This is a genomic window from Streptomyces sp. NPDC058086, assembly GCF_042885015.1.
Lineage (GTDB): Bacteria > Actinomycetota > Actinomycetes > Streptomycetales > Streptomycetaceae > Streptomyces.
The window spans coordinates 1-11,221 of record NZ_JBHVST010000194.1; the positions used below are offsets into that span (position 1 = coordinate 1).

8 protein-coding genes and 2 pseudogenes are annotated in these 11,221 nt (G+C 71.4%); 9 read left to right on the plus strand and 1 reads right to left on the minus strand.

Annotation, left to right across the window (positions count from 1 at the left end):
* Positions 1 to 51 precede the first annotated feature (51 nt).
* Complete coding sequence (locus ACFVWD_RS55875; RefSeq protein WP_389606682.1) at positions 52 to 3,426, minus strand: pyruvate carboxylase; 3,375 nt, start codon at positions 3,424 to 3,426, stop codon at positions 52 to 54.
* A gap of 378 nt (positions 3,427 to 3,804) precedes the next feature.
* Between ACFVWD_RS55875 and ACFVWD_RS55880 the strand changes: the two genes are divergently transcribed.
* From ACFVWD_RS55880 to ACFVWD_RS55920, 9 genes and pseudogenes are all read left to right on the plus strand, one after another.
* Positions 3,805 to 4,278, plus strand: coding sequence for a hypothetical protein (locus tag ACFVWD_RS55880; protein ID WP_389606684.1), 474 nt, complete (start codon positions 3,805 to 3,807; stop codon positions 4,276 to 4,278).
* Positions 4,279 to 4,453: 175 nt separating this feature from the next.
* Positions 4,454 to 5,188 carry a carbonic anhydrase gene (locus ACFVWD_RS55885; protein ID WP_389606686.1) on the plus strand — a complete coding sequence of 245 codons (735 nt, stop codon included), beginning with the start codon at positions 4,454 to 4,456 and terminating at the stop codon, positions 5,186 to 5,188.
* An 83-nt stretch (positions 5,189 to 5,271) separates the two neighbouring features.
* Positions 5,272 to 5,844 carry a hypothetical protein gene (locus ACFVWD_RS55890; protein ID WP_389606688.1) on the plus strand — a complete coding sequence of 191 codons (573 nt, stop codon included), beginning with the start codon at positions 5,272 to 5,274 and terminating at the stop codon, positions 5,842 to 5,844.
* 303 nt (positions 5,845 to 6,147) lie between these two features.
* Positions 6,148 to 6,954, plus strand: coding sequence for a transcriptional regulator (locus ACFVWD_RS55895; protein ID WP_389606694.1), 807 nt, complete (start codon positions 6,148 to 6,150; stop codon positions 6,952 to 6,954).
* On the plus strand, positions 6,951 to 7,346 hold the full coding sequence (locus ACFVWD_RS55900; RefSeq protein ID WP_389606690.1) for a nuclear transport factor 2 family protein: 396 nt from the start codon (positions 6,951 to 6,953) through the stop codon (positions 7,344 to 7,346). The genes ACFVWD_RS55895 and ACFVWD_RS55900 overlap by 4 nt, the downstream gene beginning before the upstream one ends.
* A gap of 127 nt (positions 7,347 to 7,473) precedes the next feature.
* A complete protein-coding gene (locus ACFVWD_RS55905; RefSeq protein ID WP_389606691.1) occupies positions 7,474 to 9,765 on the plus strand; it encodes an FUSC family protein in 2,292 nt (763 codons plus the stop codon).
* Between the two features lie 50 nt (positions 9,766 to 9,815).
* Positions 9,816 to 10,142 (plus strand): annotated as a pseudogene (locus ACFVWD_RS55910) (ABC transporter ATP-binding protein); the annotation flags it as partial.
* Between the two features lie 54 nt (positions 10,143 to 10,196).
* On the plus strand, positions 10,197 to 10,622 hold the full coding sequence (locus tag ACFVWD_RS55915; RefSeq protein WP_389606692.1) for a S26 family signal peptidase: 426 nt from the start codon (positions 10,197 to 10,199) through the stop codon (positions 10,620 to 10,622).
* Between the two features lie 266 nt (positions 10,623 to 10,888).
* Positions 10,889 to 11,221, plus strand: a pseudogene (locus ACFVWD_RS55920) (1,3-beta-glucanase); the annotation flags it as partial.

An 11,221-nucleotide genomic window follows, 5' to 3' on the forward strand; every position in this document is an offset into this window, starting at 1 on the left:
GTCCCGACGGAGCACGCGTGCTTCACGCACGCGTGCTCAGCGACACGAGCCTCAGCCGACCTCGATGAGCAGGTCGCCGCCTTCCACCTGCTGGATCCGGTTGATGGCCAGCCTGGTCACCCGGCCGGCCTTCGGGGCGGTGATGGAGGCTTCCATCTTCATCGCCTCGATGGTGGCCACGGTCGCACCGGCCTCCACCTCGTCGCCCTCGGCGACGGCGAGCGTCACCACACCGGCGAACGGCGCCGCCACGTGCCCGGGGTTGGCCCGGTCGGCCTTCTCGGTCACCGGTACGTCGGAAGCCGCCGCGTTGTCACGGACCTGGATCGGCCGCAGTTGGCCGTTCAGGGAGGACATCACGGTGCGCATACCGCGTTCGTCCGCCTCGCCGATGGCCTGGAGCTCGATGAGGAGCCGCACGCCGGGCTCGAGGTCGACGGCGTACTCCTTGGCGGGGCGCAGCCCGTAGAAGAAGTCCTTGCTGTCCAGCACGCTGGTGTCGCCGTAGGCCTGGCGGCGGGTGTCGAAGTCGCGCGTCGGCCCGGGGAACAGCAGCCGGTTGAGGGTCGAACGCCGGGTCTTCTCCAGGCCCGTACGCTCCTCGGCGGTCAGCTCCGGTACGGGCTTGGCCTCCGCGCGGCCCTGGAGCGCCTTGGTGCGGAAGGGCTCCGGCCAACCGCCGGGCGGGGTGCCCAGTTCGCCGCGCAGGAAGCCGATGACGGAGTCGGGGATGTCGAACCTGTCGGGTGTCGACTCGAAGTCCTCCGGCGCCACCCCGGCACCCACCAGGTGCAGGGCGAGGTCACCGACGACCTTGGAGGAGGGGGTGACCTTGACCAGGTGGCCCAGGATACGGTCGGCCGCCTCGTACATCGCCTCGATGTCCTCGAAGCGGTCGCCGAGGCCGAGAGCGACCGCCTGGGTGCGCAGGTTGGACAACTGGCCGCCGGGGATCTCATGGTGGTAGACGCGTCCGGTCGGCGAGGCCAGGCCCGCCTCGAAGGGCGCGTAGATCCTTCGGACGCTCTCCCAGTACGGCTCCAGGTCACCGACGGCCCCCAGGTCCAGGCCGGTGGGCCGGTCGGAGTGGTCGGTGGCGGCGACGATCGCCGACAGCGACGGCTGTGAGGTGGTGCCCGCCATGGAGGCGACCGCGCCGTCCACCGCGTCGGCGCCGGCCTGGATCGCGGCGAGGTAGGTGGCGAGCTGACCGCCCGCGGTGTCGTGCGTGTGCAGGTGCACCGGCAGGTCGAACTCACGGCGCAGCGCCGCCACGAGGGTGGCCGCGGCGGGTGCCCGCAGCAGACCGGCCATGTCCTTGACGGCAAGGACGTGTGCGCCTGCGTCCACGATCTGCTCCGCGAGGCGGAGGTAGTAGTCCAGGGTGTACAGCCGCTCCGACGGGTCGGACAGGTCGGAGGTGTAGCACAGGGCGACCTCGGCGATCGCCGTCCCGGTCTCCCGTACGGCGTCGATGGCCGGGCGCATCTGGCCGACGTCGTTGAGCGCGTCGAAGATGCGGAAGATGTCGATGCCGGTGGCCGCGGCCTCCTGGACGAAGGCGTCGGTCACCTCGGTCGGGTAGGGCGTGTAGCCGACGGTGTTGCGGCCGCGCAGCAGCATCTGGAGGCAGATGTTGGGCACGGCTTCGCGCAGGGCCGCCAGGCGTTCCCAGGGGTCCTCGGCGAGGAAGCGCAGGGCGACATCGTAGGTGGCGCCGCCCCAGCATTCCAGGGACAGCAGCTCGGGCAGGGTCCGGGCCACGGCCGGGGCGACGGCCAGGAGGTCCTTGGTGCGCACCCGGGTGGCGAGCAGGGACTGGTGGGCGTCGCGGAAGGTGGTGTCGGTGACGCCGATGGTCGGCGACTCGCGCAGCTGCCGGGCGAAGCCCTCCGGGCCGAGTTCGACGAGGCGCTGCCGGGAACCCGCGGGCGGCTCACCGGCGGGCAGCGGGGGCAGCTTGGTGACCGGGTCGATCAGGTCGGGGCGTTCGCCGTGCGGCTTGTTCACCGTGACGTCGGCGAGGTAGGTGAGCAGCTTGGTGCCGCGGTCGGCGGAGTGGCGGGCGGTGAGCAGGTGGGGCCGCTGTTCGATGAACGACGTCGTGACCCGCCCCGCCTGGAAGTCGGGGTCGTCCAGTACGGCTTGCAGGAACGGGATGTTCGTGGCGACGCCCCGGATGCGGAACTCGGCCACGGCACGCCGGGCCCTGCCGATCGCGGACTTGAAGTCCCGGCCCCGGCAGGTGAGCTTGACGAGCATCGAGTCGAAGTGCGCGCTGATTTCCGTACCCGCGTGGGTGGTACCGCCGTCCAGGCGGATACCCGAGCCACCCGGCGAGCGGTAGGCGCTGATCCGGCCGGTGTCCGGGCGGAAGCCGTTCGCCGGGTCCTCGGTGGTGATACGGCACTGGAGAGCGGCACCCCGCAGGGTGACCGTCTCCTGGGAGAGCCCGAGATCCGCCAGCGACTCGCCCGAGGCGATGCGCAGCTGGGCCTGGACGAGGTCGACGTCGGTGACCTCCTCCGTCACCGTGTGTTCCACCTGGATGCGCGGGTTCATCTCGATGAAGACGTGGTTGCCGTCGCGGTCGAGGAGGAACTCCACGGTGCCCGCGTTGCGGTAGCCGATCTCGCGGGCGAACCGCACCGCGTCGGCGCAGATCCGGTCCCGCAGCGCCGGATCGAGGTTCGGCGCGGGCGCCAGCTCGATCACCTTCTGGTGGCGGCGCTGCACCGAGCAGTCGCGCTCGAACAGGTGGATGACGTTGCCCTGTCCGTCGGCGAGGATCTGCACCTCGATGTGGCGCGGATCGATGACGGCCTTCTCGAGGAAGACGGTGGGGTCGCCGAACGCCGACGTCGCCTCGCGGGAGGCCGCCTCGATGGACTCACGCAGTGCGGCCGGGTCCTCGACCCGCCGCATGCCGCGCCCTCCGCCGCCCGCGACCGCCTTGACGAACACGGGAAAGCCGACGTCCTCGGCGGCACGGACCAATTCGTCGATGTCGTTGGAGGGCGCCGAGGAGCCGAGGACCGGCACGCCGGCCGCCCGGGCGGCCGCCACGGCGCGGGCCTTGTTTCCCGTCAGCTCGAGAGTGGCGGCGTCCGGGCCGACGAACGTGATGCCCGCCTCCTCGCAGGCGCGCGCCAGTTCCGGGTTCTCGGACAGGAACCCGTAGCCCGGGTAGACGGCGTCCGCACCCGCCTTGCGTGCGGCACGGACGACCTCCTCCACGGAGAGATAGGCCCGTACCGGGTGCCCCGGCTCGCCGATCTCGTAGGCCTCGTCGGCCTTCAGCCTGTGCAGCGAGTTGCGGTCCTCGTGAGGGAAGACGGCCACGGTTCGCGCGCCCAGTTCATAGCCAGCGCGGAACGCGCGAATCGCAATCTCGCCGCGGTTGGCGACCAGCACCTTGCGGAACATCCTGGATCCCTTCGGCCTGCCGGTGACGAGGACCATGCTGTCGGTGCCGCCCCCGTTATGCCATGTGAACCGGGCCACTCCCGTCCATGTCCCGCTCGGAACACCGTGAATTCGGGGTGGGCCGTCCAGGGCGGACGTATGTCGTCGCCCGCACGGGTGGTTCCCGCCACCATCATGGTGCCCCGCGACCTCCGACGGATGCCTACCTTCCGCTGCACGACAGGGTCTCGGGCGGCTTCCTGGTGAACCGGCGTCAAGAAGCAGCCGTCGGCCGCGGGTGGCAGATTGTCGCCGTTGACCCGTATGTACGGCACATGACAGCGTCGGCCCTGCCCGGGCGGCAGGCCCCGGGCGCATCCGCAGAGGGGACCGATCAGCATGGGCGGCAGACGGGCCGTGTACACGGTGGTGGCGGCCACAACAGCCGCACTTCTTCTCGGAGTCTCGGGCACGGCAGCCACAGCCGCCGCCGGGCCTTCCCCGGCCGCGACACCTCTGGCGGCCGTGCACGCCTTCGGCCAGAGCGACTTCTCCCCGGAGGAGGAGGCGCACCTGCGGGAGGTGGCGGCCTCCATCTGGAACGCCGACCTGGCCGCCGGCTGGAACATGAACCCCGACGTCGCCGACGTCCTCTCCCAGGCGACCGGGGAAATCCTCCGGTGCTCCGAGGCCTTCGCGCTGGTACCCCGGCCGCCCGGCTTCCTCCCCGGCATCGGCTATCTGCTCAGCTATTGGAAGAACCTCAAGGACTACTTCCTCGTCGTGAAGGACAACCGGACCTACCGGGCCTGCGTGGTGACCGCGGCAGCGAACTACCGGTCGGCGATCGAGATGGCGTCGATGGGCATCTGACCTGCCGGCTGTGACGCTCCGCCGCAGGCCGTTCCAGGTCTCGCGGTCGTGGGCCATCGGTGGCAATGAGGCCCGCGCCCGCGTGTGCCTCCCGTCCGTTTCCATTACCGCACTGCACAATCGCCCCTGGTCAAGGCGTACGGAGACGTCTCGGCGGACTGAGAGGTCAGGGCTGATGGACAGAGCGGGACATCCCGATCGCAGAGTTCTTCTCGCCGGCGGTCTCGCGGCCGCCACGGTCTCACTTGCGGGGTGTGCGCCGACGAGCGCCGCCCCGTCGGCGACCAGCGCCTCGCCGGAACCGCGGCCGACCACGCCCGCCGCGGCGTTCACCAGACTGATGGAAGGCAACAAGCGCTGGGTGAGCGGCGATCTTCGACATCCCGACCGGGATCCGGACCGGCGCGAGTTCGTGGCCGAGAAGCAGGAGCCCTTCGCGGCGATCCTCTCCTGCATCGACTCCCGGGTGCCGCCCGAACTCCTCTTCGACACCGGGCTGGGTGACCTGTACGTGATGCGCACGGGCGGGGAGGCCATCGGCCCGGTGGTCACGGGTTCCGTGGAGTACGGGCCCATGACGAGCGGCACTCCGCTCATCGTGGTTCTCGGGCATCAACGCTGCGGCGCCGTCGAGGCTGCGTACAAGTCCATCCGTGACGGCAAACCGCTGCCCGGCAATCTGGAGGCGATCGCCAAGGCCCTGCGTCCGGCGTACGAGCAGGCGGTCCATGTGGGCGGTGCCGACTCGGTGGATTCCATGGCCCGCGCGCAGGTCACGCTGACCGCTGCCGACCTGCGCTCCAATCAGGACCTGGCCCCCCTCGTGAAAAAGGGCGCGCTCGCCGTGGTGGGCGCCTACTACTCGCTCGACACCGGCAAGGTGGAAGTCCTGTCCGGAGCGCCCGCCTGACCGGTCCGAGCCGCTGGCGGAGGACACGGCCCGCATGACAGGGTCAGCCTGATCGGAAACAGGCGGGCGATGAGGGTGAGTTCATGGATGCACAGACGTGGGACGCGCTGGTGGGGTCGATGAAGAGCGCGTACGCCGCGGGGCTCGCCGAGGGCGCCGTGCCACGGCCGGTCATCATGCCGCTGGTGCGCGGCGAGTTGGTCGGCCTGATCTGGGTGCGGCCGACCGAGCCCGGCGAGGACGCGCTCACCGGCATCGCCGAACTCGCGAACATCGCCGCGGCGGCCGGCGCCGACGAAGTCGTTCTCGCCTGGGAGACCCACGACGTCGCCACCTCCTGCCAGTTGCCGATCACCGGCCCGGTGCCGTGTCTGAACATGGTGCACGCCACGAAGGACGGCCATGTGCTCCACCAGTTCCCCTACACCGAGCAGCCCTCGGCCCGCTCCCCCGAGGGCCGGGACTCGGCCGAGCCCGCATGGCAGCCCGCCATCGAGCCGCAACCGGGCGGCGATTTGGTCCTTCCCGTCCAGGCCGCGGTCAACTACTCCTTCATCCCGCTCGAACTGGACCATCCCTCCCCGTTCGGCGTCACCGTCGTCCTCATGGAAGAAGACGGCTACGACGTCCGCCTGAACGAGGCGTTCGCTCGCTGACCGCGCTTCCGGCTCACTCGACAGCAGGAAGTCACCCCGTGCGTGGAATGGCAGGCCAAGCTGTGCCGGGGAGCGCTGTTCGGGGGTACGGCAGGGCCCCCCACATGCCTCCCGCGCCGGTCGAGGCGCCCGCAGACTGGGACGCATGACGAGTGAGCAGCACAACGGCACCGAGCTGGGGCGCTTCCTGCGTGCCCGCCGGGCCCGGGTGACCCCGAGGAGGCCGGGCTGACCGCCGGCGCCGGCCTGCGCCGCACGCCCGGGCTGTGTCGCGAGGAGCCGGCCACCCTGGCCGGGATCAGCATCGACTACTACGTGCGCCTGGAGCGCGGGAAGGAGACCCGGCCGAGCCCGCCCGTGGTCGACTCACTGGCCCGCGCCCTCCTGCTGGAGCAGGCAGAACACGCGCACCTGCGCAGCCTGGCCGCCCTCGCTGCCCTCCCCCAAGCCCTCGGCTCAGCTCGAGGGGGTACCTCCATCTCCCCCGAAGCCCCGGCCTCGCCCCGCCGCACCGTACGGCCAGGGATCAAGTTGCTGCTCGAAAGCCTGCGGCCGGGCCCCGCGCGCGTCGTCAGCAGTACCAACGACCTCCTCGCCACCAACCCCGCGGGGCTGCGACTGCTCACCGGCATCGAGGACTGGGCCGCCGGACAGCGCAACATCGCCCGGTACGTCTTCCTCCACCCCGCCTCACGCGACCTCTTCCACGACTGGGGCCACCAGGTCCGCGGCTGTGTCGCCCGCCTGCGCGCCCTGGCCGGCACCCACCCCGACTCCCCCGACCTGGCCCGGCTCGCCGGGGAACTCCTGCTGAAGAGCCCGGAGTTCGCCCGGCTGTGGGAGCGCTACGACGTGAAGGGAGGCACGCGCGGTCGTAAGACCTTCCACCACCCCGAGGTCGGCGACCTCACCCTCGGCTACCAGTCCATGGAGCTGGAAGGCATCCCGGGCCACCGCCTCGTCGCGTACTACGCCGAACCTGGTACCCCCGACCACGACGCGATCGTCCTCCTCGACCTGCTCGGGCAGGAGCAGTACGCGGACCGGCCGGTGCCGGGCGACGGCGGGCCTGTTTCCGAACCCGACACCGCCAAGGAGTCAAGCCGATGACGACGTGGACGAGCGACGAGCTCACCCGGATCGAGCACGAGGAAGTCGTCAACGCCTACCGCGCCCACCTTCAAGCGATGACCGACGGCGACACCGACACCCTCGACGACCTGCTCGACGACGGCTTCACCCTCACCCACATCACCGGGTACGTACAGCCCAAGGCCGAGTGGCTGTCGCAGATGCGCGCCGGACGGTTCGACTACCACCACGTCGACGAGAAGGACGTGACCGTGAACATCGAGGGCGACACGGCACGTCTCGTCGGCCGGATCATCACGGATGCGACGGTCTACGGCGCCCACGCGAACTGGCCACTGCGGCTGACCATGGACTACGCCCACGAGGGTGGCACCTGGACCGCGCTCCGCTCCGTCGCCACGACCTGGTGATCCACCCGGTGCGGGCATACCCCGCCCAGGTGGATCATGAGCAGGGATCGCGTTCGGGTGACGTCGCTCCGGAACGGACGTCACACTCGGTGGGGCGTAGGCCTGTCGACAGGAGGTGGGCGGACACGTGCGGACATCCAGCCGAATCCGTCCCGGGTCGGTCGCGTCGTGGCTGCGTGACCGCGATCCCGAGCTTGCGGCGACCCGGCGTGCCGGGCGGACGGCGCTCGTCATGCCCGCGCTGTTCGCCCTGTGCAGCCAGGTCATCGGGTCACCGACGATGGCGACCTTCGCCGCGTTCGGTGCGTTCTCGATGCTGCTGCTCGTGGATTTCACCGGTCCGATGGTGCAGCGGCTACGCGCCCACCTCGGCCTCGCGGTGGCCTGGGCCGTCCTGATCTGCCTGGGTACGCTCGTGGCCGACGAGACCTGGCTCGCGGTCGCCGCCATGGTCGTCATCGGATTCCTGGTGCTGTTCTCCGGGGTGGTCAGCTCGGTGCTCGCGGGCGCTTCGACCGCGCTGCTGCTGGCCTTCATCCTCCCGGTGACCTCGCCCGTCCCGTTCGCGGAGCTTCCCGCTCGGCTCGCTGGAGCGGGCCTCGCGACAGCTGCCTCCATGCTCGCGGTCACCTTGCTGTGGCCCCGTCCCAGCAGGGACCCCCTCAGCGCACCCGCCGCCCGGGTCTGCTGTGCGGCCGCCGAGCAGCTGCGCACCGACGCGTCCCTCCTGGCGGGCGGGCCTGCCGCGCCGAGCACAGGCCAGTGTCGTACCAGAGCCGGCGAGGCCGCCACCGCCGCGGCCGAGCTGCGCACCGTCTTCGACGCCACCCCGTACCGCCCCACCGGCCTGTCCACCAGCTCGCGCGCCCTCGTCCGCCTGGTCGACGAACTGACCTGGCTCAGCAGCATCCTGGCCGACAGCGCGCCCCCGCTCGACGGTCGAACGGCCTGCGACGTCGACGCCCAGTCCGTACGGCGGGCCGCCGCTGCCGTGCTCGACGAGGTGGCCGCGCTGCTCGACACCCCGCGCGGCTCGCCGGACGGGCTGCACGCGGCCTCGGAGAGCCTGCGCAAGGCCATGGCCGGCATGGAGCGCAACGCCACCACCCGGCTGCCCGTGCGCCAGGGCGGTGCCGGCACGCCTTCTCAGGTGCACCCCGTCATCGGAGCGCTGGACCTTTCGTTCCGCGCGCAGGAGCTGGGTTTCGCGACGCTTCAGATCGCGGACAACGTGGCCCTGGCCGCGGCCGCCGAACGCCGCAGCTGGTTCGAACGGCTGCTGGGCCGCGAGCCCGATGCCGTGACCCGACCGCTGGCGGCGGCGCGCGAGCGGGCCGCCGCCCACCTTCAGCCGGGGTCCGTCTGGCTGCACAACAGCCTGCGGGGAGCGCTCGGCCTCGGCATCGCGGTCGGCCTCGCCAACGTGACCAGCGTCCAGCACTCGTTCTGGGTGCTCCTGGGAACCCTGTCGGTGCTGCGCTCGAACGCCCTGAACACCGGGCAGAACGCGGTCCGCGCCCTGGGCGGCACTCTCGCAGGTTCGATCATCGGCACCGGGCTGCTGCACCTCATCGGCCACCACGGCGCGGCGCTCTGGTTCCTGCTGCCCCTCGCCGTGTTCGTCGCCGGTATCGCCCCGGCCGCCATCTCCTTCGCCGCCGGTCAGGCGTCCTTCACCATCACCCTCGTCATCCTCTTCAACATCGGCCAGGACCCCGACTGGCACATCGTGCTGCTGCGGATCCAGGACATCGCCATCGGCTGCGCGGTGAGCGTGCTGGTGGGCCTGTTCTTCTGGCCGCGCGGCGCCACGGCGGCCGTCGACCGGGCGCTCGCCGAGGCGTACACGGACAGCGCCCGGTATCTGGCGGGCGCGGTGCGGTACGCCATCGGCCACTGCGGCACCGCGCCCGTGTCGGACGAGGTCGCGCTGCGGGAGGGCGTCGAAGCGGCCGCCGCCGCACGCAGGCTCGACGACGCGTTCCGCAGCTATCTGGCCGAACGCGGCGCCAAACCGGTACCCCTGGCCGACATGACCACTCTGGTGACCGGCATCGTGGGGCTGCGCCTCGCGGCGGACGCGGTCCTGGGGCTGTGGAGACGCGCCGGCGAACTGGACAGCGCGCCGAACCGGGCGGAAGCCGGCCTCGTCCTGCTGAGCGCCGCCGGCCAGATCTCCAGCTGGTACCGGGATCTGGCCGCCGGTCTCGGGCACAACGCCTCCGTCCGGGATCCGCTGCCGCGCAACCCCGCGGCCGAGGCACAACTGGTCGAATCCCTGCGCCGCGACCTCAGCGACGAGCGCGGACAGGCCACGGACACGGCGGTCCGCATCATCTGGACCGCCGACCACCTCGACGCCGCCCGCCGGCTCCAGCCGAGTCTGGCCGCCGCGGCGCGGCCCGACGGTCCGTCCTGACCCGGGGGCGGTGCCCGGGGTCAGACCGTGGCCTTCGAGGGTGCCGGCCGGCCCGCTCGTTGATGCGCGGCGACGCCGATCTGCTGATCCTGGACGAGCCCAGCTCGGGCCTGGACCCGGAGGCCGAGCACGAGGTGCACCGCACGCTCGGTCGCCACCGCCTGGGAGGGACCGCGCTGTTGGTCTCACACCGGCTCGGCGCCCTGCGCGACGCGGACGCGATCGCCGTGCTGGTGGACGGCCGGATCGCCGAACTCGGCTCCCACGACGAGCTGATGGCCCTGGTCGGCGGGCACTACGCCCGGCTGTTCGGCCTGCAGGCGGCGGGCTACGCCGAGCGCGGCGACCGCGGCAGAACCACGGAGGCGGCCACATGAGCCGCCCGGAACGGAAGGCGGCCACATGACGGGGCGGGCCGGACGACGGTGGCGATGGCAGCGGGCGCGGGCATGCTGCTCCTGTCCGTACGCGTACTGCGTTCACGCCTCGCCCTCATCAGGGTCACCGGGTCGAGCATGACCCCGGCCTTCGCGGACGGCGACCGGCTGCTCGTCCGCCGTACCACGCGCGTGCGACGCGGCGACGCGGTGGTCTTCCGCAACCCCGTCCCGTTCGGCGACGGCGACGACGCCCTGGCCTGGCTGTTCAAGCGGGTCTCCGCGCTGCCCGGCGATGCCGTGCCGCCCGATGTGCGCGAGATCGTCGGGGCCCCGGACGGCGGACTGGTGCCCCCCGGTTCCCTGATCGTCCGGGGCGACGCCGCCCGCACACAGGACTCCCGCCACTTCGGTTACGTCCCCCAGTCGTCCCTGCTGGGCGTGGTACTCGCCCGCCCAACTCCCCTCAGCCGCCGCTGAACCCGCTGCTCACGGCGGTGTCCGCTCGGCACAGTCCGCGGAATGCCGCGCTTCTCGTGTGCCCCTTGCATACGCCCTGAGCACACCCCCCTTCTTTCACGACGTGAACTCACCGACGCCGGAATGGGTTTCCCGACTTCACCTCTTGACGTACGGAGTGACGGGGAGCACATTGTCCGCGCAGCTGCTTTGAGAGCGCTCTCACAAAGGGTCGGAGCGCTCTCAACGCCACCCGCGCTCCCCACTCCGTACCCGAAGAGGCACCCATGAGTGAATCCTCCGGCACACCTGTCAGACGCGGCTCCCTACGGCGCGTCCTCATCGCCGTGTTCAGCGCCCTCGGCCTCGCGGCCGCCGCCGCTGCGGCAGCCACCCTCCCCGCCAACGCGTCCGCCCCCACGGCCCCGTCCGGCTGGTCACAGGTCTTCCTCGACGACTTCGACGGATCCGCCGGCTCCGGCATCAACACCTCGAACTGGCAGTACACGACGGGCACGAGCTACCCCGGCGGCCCCGCCGGCTTCGGTACCGGTGAGGTCGAGACGATGACCTCCAGCACCAACAACGTCTCTCTCGACGGCGCCGGAAACCTCCGGATC

Coding starts and splice junctions, on each gene's coding strand:
- ACFVWD_RS55880 (WP_389606684.1), top strand. CDS start 3,805: ATGGGCGGCAGACGGGCCGTGTACACGGTGGTGGCGGCCACAACAGCC.
- ACFVWD_RS55890 (WP_389606688.1), top strand. CDS start 5,272: ATGGATGCACAGACGTGGGACGCGCTGGTGGGGTCGATGAAGAGCGCG.
- ACFVWD_RS55900 (WP_389606690.1), top strand. CDS start 6,951: ATGACGACGTGGACGAGCGACGAGCTCACCCGGATCGAGCACGAGGAA.
- ACFVWD_RS55875 (WP_389606682.1), bottom strand. CDS start 3,426: ATGTTCCGCAAGGTGCTGGTCGCCAACCGCGGCGAGATTGCGATTCGC.
- ACFVWD_RS55885 (WP_389606686.1), top strand. CDS start 4,454: ATGGACAGAGCGGGACATCCCGATCGCAGAGTTCTTCTCGCCGGCGGT.
- ACFVWD_RS55915 (WP_389606692.1), top strand. CDS start 10,197: ATGGCAGCGGGCGCGGGCATGCTGCTCCTGTCCGTACGCGTACTGCGT.